The 16,781-nt window shown below is 71.6% G+C and carries 16 protein-coding genes and 1 riboswitch; of the genes, 5 read left to right on the top strand and 11 right to left on the bottom strand.

The annotated features are described in order from the left end of the window. Positions 1 to 45: 45 nt before the first annotated feature. Both R4P08_RS06880 and R4P08_RS06875 read right to left on the bottom strand, forming a co-directional pair. A complete protein-coding gene (locus R4P08_RS06880; RefSeq protein ID WP_317813032.1) occupies positions 46 to 954 on the bottom strand; it encodes an NAD-dependent epimerase/dehydratase family protein in 909 nt (302 codons plus the stop codon). 2 nt (positions 955 to 956) lie between these two features. Next, the gene (locus R4P08_RS06875; protein WP_317813031.1) at positions 957 to 2,189 is read right to left on the bottom strand and encodes a pyridoxal phosphate-dependent aminotransferase family protein; all 1,233 of its coding nucleotides are present in this window, start codon (positions 2,187 to 2,189) and stop codon (positions 957 to 959) included. Positions 2,190 to 2,347: 158 nt separating this feature from the next. On the opposite strand from R4P08_RS06875, the gene R4P08_RS06870 reads away from it, so the two are divergent. Both R4P08_RS06870 and R4P08_RS06865 read left to right on the top strand, forming a co-directional pair. Beyond that, positions 2,348 to 4,471, top strand: a complete 2,124-nt coding sequence (locus tag R4P08_RS06870) for an MMPL family transporter (protein WP_317813030.1) — start codon at positions 2,348 to 2,350, stop codon at positions 4,469 to 4,471. A gap of 54 nt (positions 4,472 to 4,525) precedes the next feature. Further along, positions 4,526 to 5,884 carry an FAD-binding oxidoreductase gene (locus R4P08_RS06865; protein ID WP_317813029.1) on the top strand — a complete coding sequence of 453 codons (1,359 nt, stop codon included), beginning with the start codon at positions 4,526 to 4,528 and terminating at the stop codon, positions 5,882 to 5,884. Between the two features lie 27 nt (positions 5,885 to 5,911). On the opposite strand, the gene R4P08_RS06860 is transcribed toward R4P08_RS06865, so the two are convergent. Genes R4P08_RS06860 through R4P08_RS06835 form a run of 6 tightly spaced genes read right to left on the bottom strand, consistent with a single transcriptional unit; the run spans position 5,912 to position 10,935 of the window. Beyond that, a complete protein-coding gene (locus R4P08_RS06860) occupies positions 5,912 to 6,949 on the bottom strand; it encodes a C4-dicarboxylate ABC transporter (RefSeq protein WP_317813028.1) in 1,038 nt (345 codons plus the stop codon). A 6-nt stretch (positions 6,950 to 6,955) separates the two neighbouring features. Further along, positions 6,956 to 7,756, bottom strand: a complete 801-nt coding sequence (locus R4P08_RS06855; protein ID WP_317813027.1) for a metal-dependent transcriptional regulator — start codon at positions 7,754 to 7,756, stop codon at positions 6,956 to 6,958. Continuing rightward, positions 7,753 to 8,622 (bottom strand): metal ABC transporter permease, encoded by an 870-nt coding sequence (locus tag R4P08_RS06850; protein ID WP_317813026.1) that lies wholly within the window; start codon positions 8,620 to 8,622, stop codon positions 7,753 to 7,755. Before R4P08_RS06850 ends, R4P08_RS06855 begins: the two co-directional genes overlap by 4 nt. Then, positions 8,619 to 9,419 (bottom strand): metal ABC transporter ATP-binding protein, encoded by an 801-nt coding sequence (locus tag R4P08_RS06845; protein WP_317813025.1) that lies wholly within the window; start codon positions 9,417 to 9,419, stop codon positions 8,619 to 8,621. The genes R4P08_RS06850 and R4P08_RS06845 overlap by 4 nt, the downstream gene beginning before the upstream one ends. After that, a complete protein-coding gene (locus R4P08_RS06840) occupies positions 9,416 to 10,429 on the bottom strand; it encodes a metal ABC transporter substrate-binding protein (protein ID WP_317813024.1) in 1,014 nt (337 codons plus the stop codon). The genes R4P08_RS06845 and R4P08_RS06840 overlap by 4 nt, the downstream gene beginning before the upstream one ends. 14 nt (positions 10,430 to 10,443) lie before the next feature. After that, on the bottom strand, positions 10,444 to 10,935 hold the full coding sequence (locus tag R4P08_RS06835) for a tRNA (cytidine(34)-2'-O)-methyltransferase (protein ID WP_317813023.1): 492 nt from the start codon (positions 10,933 to 10,935) through the stop codon (positions 10,444 to 10,446). 60 nt (positions 10,936 to 10,995) lie between these two features. Between R4P08_RS06835 and R4P08_RS06830 the strand changes: the two genes are divergently transcribed. Both R4P08_RS06830 and R4P08_RS06825 read left to right on the top strand, forming a co-directional pair. Next, on the top strand, positions 10,996 to 11,853 hold the full coding sequence (locus R4P08_RS06830; protein ID WP_317813022.1) for a bifunctional methylenetetrahydrofolate dehydrogenase/methenyltetrahydrofolate cyclohydrolase: 858 nt from the start codon (positions 10,996 to 10,998) through the stop codon (positions 11,851 to 11,853). Positions 11,854 to 11,860: 7 nt separating this feature from the next. After that, on the top strand, positions 11,861 to 12,208 hold the full coding sequence (locus R4P08_RS06825) for a DUF3017 domain-containing protein (protein ID WP_317813021.1): 348 nt from the start codon (positions 11,861 to 11,863) through the stop codon (positions 12,206 to 12,208). Positions 12,209 to 12,252: 44 nt separating this feature from the next. Here R4P08_RS06825 and R4P08_RS06820 read toward each other — a convergent pair whose 3' ends face one another. Genes R4P08_RS06820 through R4P08_RS06810 form a run of 3 tightly spaced genes read right to left on the bottom strand, consistent with a single transcriptional unit; the run spans position 12,253 to position 15,202 of the window. Beyond that, positions 12,253 to 12,690: a hypothetical protein gene (locus tag R4P08_RS06820; protein WP_317813020.1), complete on the bottom strand. Its 438-nt coding sequence runs from the start codon at positions 12,688 to 12,690 to the stop codon at positions 12,253 to 12,255. Further along, positions 12,687 to 13,871, bottom strand: coding sequence for a homoserine O-acetyltransferase MetX (metX, locus tag R4P08_RS06815; protein ID WP_411741176.1), 1,185 nt, complete (start codon positions 13,869 to 13,871; stop codon positions 12,687 to 12,689). The genes R4P08_RS06820 and metX overlap by 4 nt, the downstream gene beginning before the upstream one ends. Further along, a complete protein-coding gene (locus R4P08_RS06810; protein ID WP_317813018.1) occupies positions 13,868 to 15,202 on the bottom strand; it encodes an O-acetylhomoserine aminocarboxypropyltransferase/cysteine synthase family protein in 1,335 nt (444 codons plus the stop codon). The genes metX and R4P08_RS06810 overlap by 4 nt, the downstream gene beginning before the upstream one ends. Before the next feature lie 53 nt (positions 15,203 to 15,255). After that, positions 15,256 to 15,372, bottom strand: a riboswitch (SAM riboswitch). A 154-nt stretch (positions 15,373 to 15,526) separates the two neighbouring features. Between R4P08_RS06810 and R4P08_RS06805 the strand changes: the two genes are divergently transcribed. Next, positions 15,527 to 16,744 (top strand): NADP-dependent isocitrate dehydrogenase, encoded by a 1,218-nt coding sequence (locus R4P08_RS06805; protein WP_317813017.1) that lies wholly within the window; start codon positions 15,527 to 15,529, stop codon positions 16,742 to 16,744. Positions 16,745 to 16,781 lie beyond the last annotated feature (37 nt).

Genomic DNA, 16,781 nt, shown 5'->3' with positions numbered 1-16,781 from the left:
GGGTCAGTCGGCGGGGTCAGACGGGCGGGAGTCAGGGCGCGAGCGTCAGCCGGCGAGCATCAGGCGCGCGGCGTCGGCGCAGTCGTACCGCGGCTGCCACCCGGTGGCGTCGCGGAGTCGCTGTGAGGTGGTGACCGGCTCCCCGCGGGTCACCCAGTGCGAGGAGAAGGGGAGCAGTCCGAGCCGGAACCCGAGGTCGGCCAGACGTCGGGAGGGACCGAGCGGCACGGGGATGCACACCGAGCGGTTCATCCGGCACAGCTCGGACACGGTCATCGCGCCCTCGGGGCCGAGGTTGAACTCGCCGTCGACGCCGGCGAGGAGAACCCGCAGGTAGGCATCGACGAGGTCGTCCTGGTGGAGGAACTGGAAATAGGACCGCCGGGGGCTCGGGTGCAGGACGACGCGCGAGCGCATGGTCTCCAGCCCGGAGTTGGCCATGTCGGGCCCCACCACGTAGGCGGGACGCAGGACCGCGACCGCCATCCGGCCGTCAGCGGTCTGCCGCCACCGGCGCACGTCCTCCTCCATGAGCGCCTTGTGGTGGAAGTAGTAGTGCTCCTCGCCGGCACCGATGGCGGCCGTCTCGTCGATGACCTCGGGGCCGCCGCGGGGACCGTAGGCGTTGATGCTCGAGGTCATCACGCACACCCGGGCGCCCGCGGACTCGGCCGCCAGGAGGACCCGTCGCGAACCGTCGACGTTGACGACCCGCGCCGACTCCTTGTCGCGCGGTTCCTCGACCATGAAGGCGCAGTGGATCACGGCGTCGGCGCCGGCGAAGGCCTCGTCCAGATCGTCGGTGGTGAGGTCGATGACGTGCTGAGCGATCTTCGGGTGCCGCACCCGGAGCGGCGACCGGGCCAGGGCGACCACGTGGTCGACCTCGTCGCGCAGAATCAGTCCTCGCAGGAGCGCTGTGCCGAAGTCACCGGACGCCCCGGTCAGCACCACCCTCACAGAGCGGTGTCCGGACGCGTGAGGGCCAGGACGTCGGCGATCGCGCGCGCCGCGGTGACCAGCTGCTCCTCCGTGTGGTCGGCCGTCACGCACAGGCGGAGGATCGCACCGGTGGCGGGGACGGCCGGGTGGACCGCGACACCGGTGTAGACGCCTCGTTCGAGGAGCAGGTTCCAGACGTGGACGGCGCGGAAGTCGTCGCCGATGGGGACGGGGACGATGGGCGACCAGAAGGCGCCGGAGTGCCCGGACCCGCAGTCGATCCCGTTCTGACCCAGTTCGGATCGCAGGAGGAGCGAGTTCAGGCGCACCGCCTCGGTCCGCGCCGCGCCCTCGTCCGTGCGCATCAACTTGATCGAGGCGAGCGAGGAGGCCGTCGCGGCTGGGACCGAGGACGTGCTGAAGATCATCGGCCGCGCCGTGACCCTGAGCCCGGTCACGAGCTCGGAGCTGCCGGTGATGAACCCGCCGCAGGAGGCCGAGGACTTGGAGAACGACGCCATGGTCACGTCGACGGCGTCGACGGTGCCGGTCTCCTCGACCCAGCCCCGCCGGGTCGGGCCGTACAGGCCCATCGCGTGGGCCTCGTCGACCATGAGCGCGGCCCCGAACTCCCGGGCGAGGTCGGCGATCCCGGCCAGGGGCGCGAGGCTGCCCTCCATCGAGTAGAGAGAGTCGACGACGACGAGGACCTGGTCCGGGGACCCCCCGCGGGCCGCGACCAGAGCCTCCTCGAGGGCGTCCAGATCGTTGTGCCGGAACGTCAGCACTGAGGTCTGCGCCATTCGCAGTCCGTCCCGGAGCGAGGCGTGGGCGTACTCGTCGATCACGACAGCGTCCCGCGGACCGACCAGGGCCCCGAGAGTGCCGAGGTTGGTCTGGTACCCGGTCGAGAAACACAGCGCGTCATCGGTGCCGAACCAGTCCGCGATCTCCGCCTCGAGCTCCTCGTGCAGCGACATCGTCCCGTTGAGCAGGCGGCTCCCGGTGCTCGCGGACCCGAAGCGACGGACCGCCTCGGTGGTGGCCTCGATGACCTCGGGGTGACGGGCGAGGCCGAGGTAGTTGTTGGAGCCCAGCATGATCCGGTCCACGCCCTCGACGTTGCTCGTGGCGCCGGTGCTCGAGGTCATGGTCCGGTAGTAGGGGCTCTGGCCGGAGTCCTGGAGGGACGAGAAGATCTGGACCCGTTCGTCGGCGGCAAGTCGGTCGATGAGTGGATGATTCAAAAGTTGTCCTTCCGGTGGGCTACCCCGGTTATTCGTCTGGTTCTCCCGGACGGATGGGTCGGGAGGCCGAAATTTCCGGATCGCTCTCCTATTCCTCGTCGCCCATCCGCCCGCGGAGGGGCGACGAATGAGTGGGGGAGTCAGACCAGAGGAGACCCATGGACCGCAGAACCGACGTCCGCACCCGCCGGCGTGCTCACCGCTGGTGGGCGGTCCTGGCGCGGGGGTGGCCGCTCGCTCTGGCGCTGGTCCTGGCCGTGCTCGGAGCGCTCTCCGCGGGTGGTGTGGAGGAGGCGTTGACGCCCGGGGGGTTCCGCGCGGACTCGACGCCGTCCGCCGTCGCGGAGCGGCGGCTCGACACGGAGGTGGGAGCGGGCACGCCCGACCTCATCGTCCTGATCTCGGGTTCGGAGTCCGCCGCCGTGGCCCGCGACAGCGAGGCGGTGGCGTCCTTCCTCGGCGGCGCCGGGGGAGTGGGCCGCGTGACCGTCTCGCCGGCGCCGGGGGACGGACCCACCGTGGTGACCGCGGTGTTGTCCGGCGACGAGTCCGAGTCCAGGCGCACCCTGGATACGGTCCGCGACGCCCTGCCGCCGCCCGTCGACGGCGTCGACCGGCAGCTGACCGGCCGGGCCGAGGTCCTGCGCGAGGACGATCTGCTCGGGCGGGAGGATCTGGCCCGCGCCGAGCTCATCGCCGTCCCGGTCACCCTGGTCCTGCTCGTGCTGTTCTTCGGCTCCGTGGTGGCCGCGGCGGTCCCGGTCGCGATCGGGGTGCTCGCCATGCTCTCGACCTTCTTGGTCCTGTCGGGTTTGGTCCACCTGATCGACGTCTCGGTCTTCGCCCTCAACCTCGTGATCGGTCTGGCGTTGGGACTGGCGATCGACTACAGCCTGCTCGTGGTGACCCGGTTCCGCGAGGAACTGGCGGCCGGGGCGGACCCACCGGAGGCGGTCGACCGCGCGATGCGCCGCTGCCGCAGGACCATCGTCATCTCGGCCGTGACGGTCGGACTGTGCCTGGCCGCCCTCACCGCGGTGGACATGCCCTACCTGCGGTCCATGGCGATGACCGGGGTCGCCGTGGTCGCGCTCGTGGCCACCCTCACCCTCGTGGTGTTGCCGCCGGTCCTGCGGGTTCTCGGCCGGCGGATAGACGCGTGGTCCGTGCGGCGGGTGGACCCGTCCCGACCCGGCCGCGGGGTCACCGCGTTGCTCGGGGTGTCGCGACGGCACCCGGTGGTGGTGGCGCTGGGGGTGTCGGCGCTCCTGCTGATCCTGTTGACGCCCGCGTTCGGCCTCCGGTTGGGCACCCTCGACGACAGGGTCCTGCCGCCGGACGCCCCGTCCAGGGTGGCGGCCGAGCAATTGCGCGCCGAACGCCCGGACCTCGGTTCCGATCCGCTGGTCATCCTGGCGGACGGGATCGACCCCGGTGTGTTGGCGGAGCGGGTCTCGCGCGTCGACGGCGTGACGGCGGCGCGGGGCCCGGACGGCACCGTGACAGACGGGCGGACAACCGGTCCCGGGGACCCCACCCTGAGACGGGGTTCCGTGGCCGCGGTGGAGGTGGTGACGGCTCCGGGGCTGACGCAGCCGGAGCAACAGGACCTCGCCGAGCAGGTCCGCGACGTGGTGGCCCCCGCCCCGGTGGCGGGAACCTACTCCGACGACGTCGACACCCGCCAGGCGGTCTCCGACCGGGCGATCCCTGTTGCCCTGCTGGTCATGGCGGTGGTCCTGCCCCTGGTCTTCCTGCTGACCGGAGGCGTGCTGGTCACCCTCAAGACGCTGCTCATGGCGGCGCTGAGTCTGACCGCCACGTTCGGCGCGATGGTCCTGGTCTTCCAGGAGGGGCACTTCGCCGACCTGGTGGGCGTGACGGCCACGGGGGTGGTGGACTCCTCCACGCCCCTGCTCATGGCGTGCCTGGCCTTCGGGCTGTCGATGGACTACCAGCTGTTCCTGCTCTCCCGGGTCCGTGAGGAGTACGACCGCCACGGCGACACCACCCGGGCCGTGGTGGACGGGGTCTCCCGCACCGCCCCCGTGGTGGGCGCGGCGGCGGTGCTCGTGGCCGTGGTGTTCCTCGCCATCGGGACATCGGGGATCAGCGTGGTCCGGATGCTCGGACTCGGGATGGCGCTCGCCGTACTGGTCGACGCGTTCATCATCCGACTGTTGCTCGTACCGAGCGCCATGCTCCTGCTCGGGGACGCCAACTGGTGGGCGCCGCGGCCACTGCGGGCCGTCTTCGAACGGCTGCGGATCCGGGAGAGCTGATCGCCCAGCCCTGTAAGCCCGCGCCCCCGCGACGGTTGGGCATAGGTTCGGGGCATGTCCCTCGACGACCTCCGCCGCCGCCTCGACGGCGCCACGATCCTCTCCGACCCCGACATGATCGAGGGGTACCGCCAGGACTGGGCCAAGGCCCCCGATCCGGGGATGCCGCTGGCGGTGGTGCGGGCGCGGTCGACCGAGGACGTGCAGGAGGTCATGCGCTGGGCCACCGAGTACGGGGTCCCCGTGGTGCCGCGGGGTGCCGGCTCGGGACTCTCCGGCGGCGCCACGGCCGTCGAGGGCGGGATCGTGCTGACCACCGAGCTCATGCGGGAGATCCACGTCGACCCCGTCACCCGCACGGCCACCGTCCAGCCCGGCCTGTTCAACGCCGAGGTCAAGGCGGCCGTCGCCGAGCACGGACTCTGGTACCCGCCGGATCCGTCGTCGTACGAGATCTGTTCGATCGGCGGCAACATCGCCACCAACGCCGGCGGGCTGTGCTGCGTGAAGTACGGCGTGACCACCGACTACGTCCTGGGGCTCACGGTGGTCCTGGCCGACGGCACCGCGGTCCGGCTGGGTGGCGCGCGCCTCAAGGACACCGCGGGACTGAGCCTGACCAAGCTCTTCGTGGGCAGCGAGGGAACCCTGGGGATCGTCACCGAGATCATCATCCGGCTGATCCCGGAGCAGCCGCCGCGCTCGACGGTGGTGGGGATCTTCCCCGACGTGGTGGCGTGCAGCGAGGCGGTCCTGGCGATCACCCGCCGGATCCGCCCGGCGATGCTCGAGTTCATGGACAACGTCTCGATCCGCGCCGTGGAGGCGGACCTGCGGATGGGGCTCGACGTCTCCGCCGGGGCGATGCTCCTGGCGCAGTCCGACCTCACCGGGCCCGATCGGGCGGCCGAGGCCGAGTTCATGGCCGAGGCGTTCCGCACCCACGGTGCCACCGAGGTCTTTGCCACTGACGACCCCGACGAGGGCGAGCAGTTCACCGTCGCCCGCCGTGCCGCGTTCACGAGCCTGGGCAAGACCGGAACGCTGCTGCTGGAGGACGTGGGGGTTCCGTTGCCGTCGTTGCCCCGGCTGGTGGCCGGGATCGAGGAGATCTCCGCCCGGCGCGACGTGCCGATCGCGCTGGTCGCCCACGCCGGCGACGGCAACACGCACCCGATCATCGTGCTGGAAGACGACGACCCGGACCGGGCCGAGCGCGCCCGGTTGGCGTTCGGCGAGGTGATGGAGCTGGCCATCTCGATGGGCGGGACGATCACGGGCGAACACGGCGTGGGTCGGCTCAAGGCACCCTGGCTGCCCGCGCAGTTGGGCGAGGACGTGATGGCGCTGAGCCGGCGCATCAAGGACGCGCTGGACCCGCAGGGCATCCTCAACCCGGGGACGATGTTCTAGGGGATCAGCGTGCGGCGTTCTAGAGGATCAGCGCGCGGCGGACCGCGAGGCCCTGATCGCCCGCAGGCTCGCGACCGTGCACAGGCTCCAGGTCCCGCACAGCGCGACGAGGATGCCCAGGCTCACCGGCCACCACTCCAGGTGGTGGGCGCCGAGCGCGCAGGTGCCCAGGGGGAAGGTCATGGCCCACCAGCCCGGGTGGAACGGCATCCGGGCCCGGAAGCCGCGGACGGTCGTCGCCGCCGCGAACGCGCCCGCCGCCGCTCCGGCCGCCATCGCCGCCACCCCGTACCACCGGGCCGCGGCGGCCAGCTGCGGCCCGGCGAGCTCCTGGGCCGCCGCGGTGGACTGGCCCAGGATCCCCAGCGGGATCCACGTGGAGGTGGCCAGCGCGACCGGGATCGGGGTGCGCCGCCACGCGTGGCGGTACGCCACCGCGATCACGCCGCCGCCGAGAGTCAGGGCCACGACGAACGCGACCGCGCAGACGGCCACGAGGGCGGTGCGCAGCGGACCGGGATCGAGCTCGGCGGCCAGCGCCCCGCCCGCGGTCGCGGTGACCATCGGCGGCACCAGGGGCAGGGCCCAGGTGGGCAGCGGGTGGGCCGGGCGCCGCGTGAGCAGCCAATAGGTGAACCCGGCGGCCGTGGCCAGCCCCAGGACGGTGCCCACGAGCCACAGCGCGGCGTCCACGCCCAGTGCCGCCGTCCGGAACGCCGGCGCGTGGGCGTCGACCACGGTGAAGGTGCCCGATCCCACCGCCAGCAGGCCCATGGAGACCATCCCCCACAGGGGCAGCATCGACGCCTCCCCGATCGAGCGCGTCCACACCGCCGGGTCGCGGGCGATCGAGCGGGCGAAACCGGCGCCCAGCCCCAGCAGCAGCACCCAAGCCAGCACGAGGACAGCGGGCGCGACGGCGCCGAAGGCGGGGACGTGCACGGCGTGGAGCTGCAGCAGCGTGGCCAGGATGCCGGTGCCCATGACCGCGCCGAACCAGGCGGGTCCGGGACCGGGCACCGCGTGGCCCGGGGGCGCGACATCCGCGCCGGGAGAGGTTGTCACCGTGGGTCAGGCCCCGGCCTCGTCGTCGTCGATGTTCTCGCCGAGGTCGTGCTCGCGGCGGTCGTCCTCTCCGCGGGCGTGGTCGTCGTCGCCGGCCAGGACCCGGACCCGCACCGCCGCGGCCACCGGCGTGCCCACCGGCACCACCCGCCCGTCCATCAGCACGGTGATGATCCCCAACTCGACCTGACGGGAGACCACCTCGACCGGCGAGTCGGGTCGCAGGCCGATCTCGGCGAGGTGCCGCAGGACGGTGTTGTCCCGGTCGGACACCCGCGTGACCACGCCGGACGAGCCCTCGGGGACCCGGTCCAGCGGCATGTCGCCGAGGGTGTCCAGGTGCCCGTCGCGGGTGGGGATGGGATCGCCGTGCGGGTCGCGGCGCGGGTGACCGAGGTAGGCGTCCAGAGCGTCGACAAAGCGGTCGGACACCACGTGCTCGAGGGCGTCGGCCTCCGCGTGCACCTCGTCCCACGGGTAGTCCAGGCTGCTGGCCAGGAACGTCTCGATGATCCGGTGCCGCCGGACCATCGCCACCGCGAACGACCGCCCGGCCGGGGTGAGCGCTACAGGCGCGTAGGGGCGGTGCTCGGCCAGCCCCATCGCCACCAGCTTGCGGACGCCCTCGGTGACGGAGGACGGGGAGGCGCCGAGGCGCTCGGCCAGGGCGCCGGAGGTCACGGGGTCGCCGCCGGAGCCCAGGGCGTGGGCGGCCATGAGGTAGGCCTGGATCGTCGGGGTGAGGTCGGCCAGTCCCCTGGGTGGGTCAGGTCTGGGTGGATCAACTCGGCGGGGGTCGACGGTCATGTGGCCATCATTCCCGACCGCCGCGCCCGCGCACTCGCCGCCGCCCGGGGGATCACCCCGCGCCTGGGCGCGAACAGTTGCGCGGCCACGAAGATCACCGACTGGGTGAGGACCACCACCGGGCCCGGGGGGAGGTCGGCGTAGTAGCCGACGTACAGGCCGGTCACGCCACCGAGAAGAGCGACGACGACGGCGAGGAGCATCGTCCCCCGGAACGTGTCGGCCAACAGCTGCGCTGTCGCGCCGGGGATGATGAGCGTCGCCACCACCAGGATCACGCCGACCGACTGGACTCCCGCGACGGTGGCCGTGGCGAGGGTGGCCAGCAGCAGCGCGGTCAGGGCCCGGGTCCGCAGGCCCAGGGTGTGGGCGTGGAGGCGGTCGAACGCCAGCATGATGAGGTCGCGGCGCAACGCCAGCAGCACGATCACCGTGAACGCCGACACGGCCAGCACCTGGACCAGGTCGGAATCCCGGACGCCGAGCACGCTGCCGAACAGGATCGAGTGCAGGTCCTGCTGGCTGGGGAAGCGCGCGATCAGGACCAGGCCGAGCGAGAACAGTGCGGTGAAGACGATGCCCATCGCGGCGTCCTCCCGGACCGTCCCGCCCTCGCGCACCGCGCCGATCAGCGTGACGGCGATGAGCGCGGAGATGAGCGCGCCGACGGCGAACGGGATGCCCGTCATCGCGGCGATCACCACACCCGGCAGGACGGCGTGGGAGACCGCGTCACCCATGAGCGACCAGCCCATGTGCACCAACCAGCAGCTCAGCAGCGCACCGGCCACACCGGAGGCGGCCACCACCACCAGCGCGCGGCGCATGAACTCATACGACATGGGCTCGACGAGCAGGTCGATCACGACAGGACCCCCAGGGTGGTCGCCGCGCGGGCGGCGGGCTCGGACAGGCGGGCCCCGAGCAGGGTGGACAGGATCTGCGGCGTGGTCATCTCGGCGACCGGGCCGTGCGCGACGAGTCGGCCGTTGATCAGGGCGATCGAGTCGGCGAGCTGCTCCACGGTGCCCAGATGGTGAGTGGAGATCAGCGCGGTCCGGCCCGAGGCGGCGAGTTCGCGCAGCACGTCGATGTAGACCAGCTCGCTGCCGGCGTCCATGCCGTTGAACGGCTCGTCGAGCAGGAGCAGATCGGCCTCCTGGGCCAGGCAGCGGGCCAGCAGGACGCGGCGGCGTTGCCCGCCCGAGAGTTCACCGATGCGGCGGCCGGCGATCGCGGACAGCCCGACCCGGTCCAGGGCGTCGGCGACGGCCAGCCGGTCCGCGGAGGACGGGCGGCGCCACGGCCCGGTGAAGCGCCGGCGGCCCTGCATGACCACCTCGGCGGCCGTGACCGGGAAGCGCGCGTCGACGTCATCGGACTGGGGGACCGCCGCCACCCGGCCGGTGCGCAGCGCGCGCCGCACGGGGGCGTCCAGGACCCGGACCGTTCCGGCGCTCGGGGCGACCAGGCCCAGGATCGCCTGCATCAGGGTCGACTTGCCCGACCCGTTGGGGCCGAGCAGCACGGTGATCTCCCCGCGGGGCACGGCCAGCGAGACCGAGTCGAGCGCGCGGACCTGGCCGCGGTCCACCGTGAGGTCGGTGACCACGACGGCGGGCGGGCCCGCCGGCGGGGAGAAGGGCAGTGGCTGTCCGGTCATGACGTCAGCTCCCGGGTGATGGTCTGGAGGTCGTGGTCGAGCAGGTCGAGATAGGTGGGCACCGGGCCGGTGGGGGCGGAGAGCGAATCGACGTACAGCAACCCGGCGAGTCGGCTGCCGGTCTCGGCCGCGACCTGTTCCATGGCGGCGCCGGAGACCGTCGACTCGCAGAAGAGCGCGGGGATCTCGCGGTCGCGCACCTCGTCGATCAGTTCCGAGACCTGACGGGGCAGGCCCTGGTTCTCGCTGTTGACCGGCCAGAGGTAGAACTCCTCCAGGCCGAGGTCGCGGGCCAGGTAGGAGAACGCACCCTCGCAGGTCACCAGGACGCGGCGCTGCTCGGGAACGGTCGCGATGGCCGCCCGGGCGCGGGTGGCCAGCTCGTCGAGTTCGGCCACGTAGTCCTCGGCGCGGGCGGTGTACTCCGCGGCGCCGTCCGGGTCGACCTCGGCGAGCGCCCGGGCGATCGTGTCGATGTATCTGGCGCCCTCGACGGGCGACATCCACGCGTGCGGATTGGGCCGGCCGGTGTAGTTGCCGGCGCGGACGGGCAGGGGGTCGATCTCCGTGGAGGTGGTGACGTGGTGGGCGTCGGTCCCGTCGATGAACCGCAGCAGCCAGTCGTCCATGCCGAGCCCGTTGCTCAGGATGAGGTCGGCGCCCTCGACCCGCTTGAGGTCCGCGACACTCGGTTCGTACTGGTGAACGTCCGCCCCGGGGGTCGTCACGGACTCCACCTGCACCCGGTCCCCGCCGACCCGGCGCGCCATGTCGGCCAGGATCGTGAAGGTCGTGGCCACCACCACCCGGTCCCCGGCGTCGACGAACTGCGGCCGGTCGTCCACGGCGGCCAGGTCGGTGACCCCCGCAGCACACGCGGACGTCGCGAGGACGACGGTCGCCGCCGCGAAAGCGGCCGCGGACGCGAGCGCTTCACCGGACCTGCGGGCCCGCGGGGATCGGCGAACGACACGGGCTTTGCGGGCGCCGACCGACTTTAATTTCGGCATACCGAAACTTTAGTTCAATGCGCTGGAAAATCCATACCGCCGGCGAAACCCTGCTGCCGCCACGCCTCGTAGACGACCACGGCCGCGGCGTTGGAGAGGTTCATCGAGCGGCGGCCCGGCAGCATGGGGATGCGCACCCTCGCCGTCACCCGCTCGTCCGCCATGACCTCCTCGGCCAGCCCGGTGGGCTCGGGACCGAACAGCAGGACGTCGCCCGGGGAGAACTGCACCTCGGGCAGCGCGAGGTCGGCGTGCGCGGTGAACGCCCAGATCCGCGCCGGCAGCAGCCGCGTATAGGCGGCTTCCAGGTCCTCGTGCACCTCCACGTGGGCCAGGTCGTGGTAATCGAGGCCGGCCCGGCGCAGCTGCGGCTCGGACAGGTCGAAGCCCAGCGGCCCGGCCAGATGGAGTTCGCAGCCCGCACCGGCCGCCATCCGGATCGCGTTGCCGGTGTTGGGTGGGATGCGGGGACGGTCGAACAGCACGCGCACGCCACTTCCGGTCATGGGGGACATTCTCGCAGTGCGCTGCCTGCGCGACCGCGGGGGAGTGGGATACTGGTGGGCGTGACCGCGATCAAGCTGGACGGCAAGCTCACCCGCGACGAGATCGTCGCCGACCTCACCACCCGCGTGACCGCGCTGCGGGAGAAGGGCATCACCCCGGGACTGGGCACGGTCCTGGTGGGCGAGGACGCCGGCAGCCAGTCCTACGTCAAGATGAAGCACCGGGACTGCGAGCAGGTCGGCATCGCCTCCATCCGTCGCGACCTGCCCGCCGAGACCACCCAGGCCGAGCTAGATGCCGTGATCGACGAGCTCAACGCCGATCCCGCGTGCACCGGGTACATCGTGCAGCTCCCGCTCCCCAAGCACCTCGACGAGAACGCCGTCCTCGAGCGGATCGACCCGGCCAAGGACGCGGACGGGCTCCACCCGGTCAACCTCGGCAAGCTGGTGCTGAACGAGCCGGCCCCGTTGCCGTGCACACCCAACGGCTCGATCCATCTCCTCCGCCGCTTCGGGGTGGAACTCGACGGGGCCCATGTGGTGGTGATCGGCCGCGGCGTGACAGTGGGCCGGCCGATCGGCCTCATGCTCACCCGCCGCAGCGAGAACTCCACCGTCACCCTGTGCCACACCGGCACCCGGGACCTGGCCGCCGAGACGCGGCGCGCCGACGTGATCGTGGCGGCCGCCGGCGTCGCCCACATGCTCACCGCCGACATGGTCAAGCCCGGTGCCGCGGTCCTGGACGTGGGCGTGTCCCGGCTCGACGGGAAGCTCGCCGGAGACGTCCACCCCGAGGTTTGGGAGGTAGCGGGGGCGGTGTCCCCGAACCCGGGTGGGGTCGGCCCGCTCACGCGAGCGTTCCTGCTGGCCAACGTGGTCGAGCGCTGCGAGCGGCTCGCCGCGAATTCCTGAGGCGCGAATGACCCACCCCGCCCCCGACCGGCCGCGGCCGACCGACGCCCGGCCCCGCCGGACGAGGCCCGCGCGGCTGCGGTGGTCGCAGATCCGAGCCCAGTGGCCGCTCGCGCTGGTCCTGGCCGGGCTGGCGGTGGCCCTGGGGTTCGTGATGTTCGAGCGGTGGCGCCGGGGGGCGTTCCTGTTGGGGCTCGTGGCGCTCGCGGCCGCCGCCCTGCGCTGGTTGGTCCCGGAGCAGCACGCCCGCCTGCTCGGCGTCCGCGGTAAGGGTTTCGACGTGGCCTTCTATGTGGTGGTCGGCGCGGTGGTGCTGTGGCTGGCGACCTCGGTCGACGCACTGGGGACCGGCTGACGGTTGACCACTGACGGCCGACGTCGCCGGTCGCGCGGTCCGGATCAGTGCAGGCGGAGCGGTACGCCTTCGCGGACGTGGTCTCGCACGCCGTCCGAGAGGAGCAGGTAGCCCATCCCCGCCAGCGCGCACAGCGAGAGCACGCTGCCCAGCACGGAGATGAAAGTGATGCTGTCCAGCGCCATGCGCACGAGCGAACTCGCGGCGAGTAGCGTCACCGCCGCTCCGATGACCACCCTGGCCGCGCGGTGGGCACGCCACAGCAGGACGGCGCCGGCGATCAGCAGCAACCCCAGCACCAGCGAGGATGCGGCGGTCACCGCCATCGGCCCGAAGCCCGTGGTGTCGCTGCCGCCGCTCGCGGTGGCGGTGAGGCCCAGCAGCGTGGCGAAGCCGACGGACACCCCGATGATCCCGAAGGCCACGGCGAGGCCCGCCAGGCCGAGCGCGGCCGGCCGGGGAGTGCTGTCGTACTCGGTCATGCGTGTCCTCGCGTCCGGTCGGGGGACCCCTGGCCGGCCAGCTCGAGGGTCCGTGCGAGCATCGGGCCCACCACGTCGGCCTCGGTGAGGAATCCGTCGTGGCCGGCGGGGCTGTCGATCACCACGAGGGGGTCGGCGCCAGGGAGGAGCCGGGCCAGTTCCTCCTGCTGGCGCAGGGGGTAGAGCCGGTCGGTGGTCACGCCGCCGATCACGCACGGGACCGGGCACGAGCGCAGCGCCTCCTCGACCCCGCCGCGGTCCAGGCCCACGTCGTGCCGGTTGAGCGCGTCGGTGAGCAGGACATAGGAGCAGGCGTCGAAGCGCGAGACGAGCTTCCCCGCCTGGTGGTCGAGGTAGGACTGCACGGCGAACCGCCCCGACATCGACAAGTCCTCCGCGCGCGGGTCCTCGCCCGGCTGCGGGCGGTTGGCAAAACGCTCATCGAGCTCCAACTCGCCCCGGTAGGACAGGTGCGCGATGCGCCGGGCGATGCCGAGCCCGGTGACCGGCGTGCGGCCGGTCCCGTGGTATCCGCCCTGCTGCCAGTGCGGGTCGGAGGTGACGGCCATGATCTGCGCGGTCTGGACGCCTATCTGGTCGGCTGAGGCACGGGCCCCGACGGCCAGGACGCATGCCGCGCCGACGCGGTCGGGGTGGGAGACCATCCACTCGAGGGTCCTGGCCCCGCCCATGGAGCCTCCGATGACCGCGGCCCAGCGCTCGATCCCCAGCATGTCGGCCAGCACCCGCTCGGCCGCGACCATGTCACGGACGGAGACGGCGGGGAACCGGGCTCCCCAGTAGTGGCCGTCGGGGTGGAGCGAACTCGGACCCGTCGAACCACGGCAGCCGCCGAGCACATTGACGGACAGGACGCAGAACCGGTCGGTGTCGATCGGCAACCCTGGCCCGACGAGTCCGTTCCACCAACCGGGGGTGGGGTGCAGCGAGTCGACCGAGCCGACCACGTGCGAATCGCCGGTGAGGGCGTGCTCGACGAGGACGACATTGGACCGGTCCTCCGCGATCCGGCCCCACCGCTGCACAGCGAGGGTCACCCCCGGGAGGACGACACCCGTGACCAGCGTGAGGTCGCCGAGGGCGACATGGCCGAGGGTGCCGTCGCCCGGGGGCAACTGCGCGAGCGGATCAGTGGGGCTGAGCATGCGGACGGGCGTCAGGAGATCGCGGCGAAACCGAGCTCGAGGTCGCCGATGAGGTCCTCGACGGCTTCGATGCCCACCGAGAGTCGGATGGTCGCGGTGGTGACCCCCGCGATCGCCTGGTCCTCCGGGGTGCCCTGGGAGTGGGTCGTGGTGGCCGGATGGCACACCAGCGAGCGGACGTCGCCGATGTTCACCAGGCACGAGTGCAGCTTGAGCGCGTCGATGAACTTCCACGCCTGCGCCTTGACGTCCTCGTCGGACGTGCCCTGGGGCACGGCCAGGTCGAACGTGACGATGGCGCCGGCACCCTTGGGCGACAGCTTCTTCTGCAGTGCGTTGTAGGGCGAGGACGCCAGGCCGGCGTACTGGACCTTCGCCACGTCCTCTCGCGCCTCGAGCCATTCGGCGATCCGCTGCGCGTTGGACACGTGGCGTTCGATCCGCAGGCTCAGGGTGTCGATGCCCTGGACCAGGGTCCACGCGTTGAACGGTGAGGCCGCGGCACCGGTGTCGCGCAGGAGCGTGACGCGGGCCTTGAGCGCGAGCGCGGGCGCCCCGAGGTCGGCGTAGACCAGGCCGTGGTAGGCGGGGTCGGGGGTGGTGAAGGACGGGAAGACGTCCTCGCCATCGCGCTGTACCCGCCAGTCGAACTTGCCGCCGTCGACCAGAACGCCGCCGAGGGAGGACCCGTGGCCGCCGAGGTACTTGGTGGCGGAGGCCACCACGACGTCGGCACCGAGCTCGAGCGGGCGGATGAGGTACGGGGTGGCCACCGTGTTGTCGATGACCAGCGGCACCTGGTTGTTGTGCGCGACCTCGGCGATGGCCGGGATGTCCAGCACGTCGCCAAGGGGGTTGGAGATGGACTCCGCGTAGAACAGCTTGGTGTTCGGGCGGACCGCGGCCTGCCAGGAGGCGGGATCGTCCGGGTTCTCCACGAACGTGGTCTCGATGCCGTACTTGGGCAGCGTGTGCCGCAGCAGCGTGTCGGTACCGCCGTAGAGGCGGGGGGAGGCCACCACGTGGCCACCGGACTGGGCGATCGCCTGGACGGCGGCGGTCTCCGCGGCCTGACCGGAGGCGAACAGCAGACCGGCGACGCCGCCCTCGAGGGAGGCGATGCGATCCTCGGCTGCGGCCACCGTCGGGTTGGTGATCCGGGTGTAGATGGGGCCCATCTCAGCGAGCGCGAACCGGTCGGCGGCCTGCTTGGCGTCGGCGAAGACGTAGGAGGTGGTCTGGTAGATCGGCAGGTTGCGTGCGCCCGTGTCGGAATCGACGGGCTGGCCGGCATGGACCTGACGGGTCTCGAAGGCCCAGTCGGGGTTGGTGTTGTCGTACGTCATAGGGGCGGAGCCCCTCCTCTCGTCAGAAGGGTCCGCCCGCGTGAACGTCAGCGGACCCGCGCTTGCCTTGTCACCCAGGTGGGTGGTGGCCAGGTCGTCTCCCGGGGCACCCCACCGCGGTGGAGGGTTGCCGCCCAGCGAGCCGGGGCTTGTCGCTGGAACTCATGACCTGGGGAGAGGCTAGCCTAAGCCGATGCGCGACGGCAACGAGGGGTAACGGGCGGAGTGGGCCTCTCGCGACGGGCCGCGCCGGTAATATGAGGCGCACGTCACATAAGTTCCGGCAACGCAGGCCCCACGAGGGCGGGCGGAGAAGAGGGCCCGATGTCCAAGATCAAGGTCGAGGGAACCGTCGTCGAGCTCGACGGCGACGAGATGACCCGCATCATCTGGAAGTTCATCAAAGACGAACTCATCCACCCCTACCTGGATGTGGACCTCGAGTACTACGACCTCGGCATCTCCAGCCGTGACGCGACGGACGACCAGATCACCGTGGATGCTGCGAACGCCATCAAGAAGCACGGCGTGGGCGTCAAGTGCGCCACCATCACGCCGGACGAGGCCCGCATGGAGGAGTTCGGCCTCAAGCGGATGTACCGGTCGCCCAACGGCACTATCCGCAACATCCTGGGCGGGACGATCTTCCGCGCGCCGATCATCATCTCCAACGTCCCGCGCCTGGTGCCGGGTTGGACCAAGCCGATCATCGTCGGCCGCCACGCCTTCGGCGACCAGTACCGCGCCACCGACTTCAAGGTCCCCGGTGCGGGCAAGATCACCATCACCTACACGCCGACCGACGGCTCCGAGCCGATCGAGCACGAGATCGTCGACATGCCCGACGAGGGCGGCGTGGTGATGGGCATGTACAACTTCAACAAGTCCATCGAGGACTTCGCGCGCGCCTCGTTCAACTACGGCCTGCAGCACGACTACCCGGTGTACCTGTCCACCAAGAACACCATCCTCAAGGCGTATGACGGCGCGTTCAAGGACATCTTCCAGGACGTCTTCGAGCGCGAGTTCAAGAGTGAGTTCGACGCCGCCGGCCTGACCTACGAGCACCGGCTGATCGACGACATGGTCGCCTCCGCGCTCAAGTGGGAGGGCGGTTACGTCTGGGCCTGCAAGAACTACGACGGCGACGTCCAGTCCGACACCGTGGCGCAGGGCTTCGGCTCGCTCGGCCTGATGACCTCCGTCCTGCTCACCCCGGACGGGAAGACCTGCGAGGCCGAGGCCGCCCACGGCACCGTCACCCGCCACTTCCGTCAGCACCAGGAGGGCAAGCCCACGTCCACCAACCCGATCGCGTCGATCTTCGCGTGGACCCGAGGCCTCGAGCACCGCGGCAAGCTCGACGACACCCCCGAGGTCATCGAGTTCGCGCACCAGCTCGAGGACGTGGTGATCAAGACCGTCGAGGACGGCCAGATGACCAAGGACCTCGCCGGGCTCGTCGGCGAGGAGCAGGACTACCTCACCACCGAGGAGTTCCTCGCGGCGCTGGACCAGAACCTGAAGAAGGCACGAGCCTGATCGCGGTCCCCCGGGGACCCCACTGTGGTCTCCGCCC

The sequence above is a fragment of the Rhodococcus sp. IEGM 1408 genome (genome assembly GCF_033142235.1).
Taxonomy (GTDB): domain Bacteria; phylum Actinomycetota; class Actinomycetes; order Mycobacteriales; family Mycobacteriaceae; genus Dietzia.
Note: the sequence above shows the minus strand (reverse complement) of the source record. Positions and strands in the feature narration are given on the sequence as shown.

Coding starts and splice junctions, on each gene's coding strand:
- R4P08_RS06870 (WP_317813030.1), top strand. CDS start 2,348: ATGGACCGCAGAACCGACGTCCGCACCCGCCGGCGTGCTCACCGCTGG.
- R4P08_RS06865 (WP_317813029.1), top strand. CDS start 4,526: ATGTCCCTCGACGACCTCCGCCGCCGCCTCGACGGCGCCACGATCCTC.
- R4P08_RS06855 (WP_317813027.1), bottom strand. CDS start 7,756: ATGACCGTCGACCCCCGCCGAGTTGATCCACCCAGACCTGACCCACCC.
- R4P08_RS06845 (WP_317813025.1), bottom strand. CDS start 9,419: ATGACCGGACAGCCACTGCCCTTCTCCCCGCCGGCGGGCCCGCCCGCC.
- R4P08_RS06840 (WP_317813024.1), bottom strand. CDS start 10,429: ATGCCGAAATTAAAGTCGGTCGGCGCCCGCAAAGCCCGTGTCGTTCGC.
- R4P08_RS06835 (WP_317813023.1), bottom strand. CDS start 10,935: ATGACCGGAAGTGGCGTGCGCGTGCTGTTCGACCGTCCCCGCATCCCA.
- R4P08_RS06825 (WP_317813021.1), top strand. CDS start 11,861: ATGACCCACCCCGCCCCCGACCGGCCGCGGCCGACCGACGCCCGGCCC.
- R4P08_RS06820 (WP_317813020.1), bottom strand. CDS start 12,690: ATGACCGAGTACGACAGCACTCCCCGGCCGGCCGCGCTCGGCCTGGCG.
- R4P08_RS06810 (WP_317813018.1), bottom strand. CDS start 15,202: ATGACGTACGACAACACCAACCCCGACTGGGCCTTCGAGACCCGTCAG.
- R4P08_RS06805 (WP_317813017.1), top strand. CDS start 15,527: ATGTCCAAGATCAAGGTCGAGGGAACCGTCGTCGAGCTCGACGGCGAC.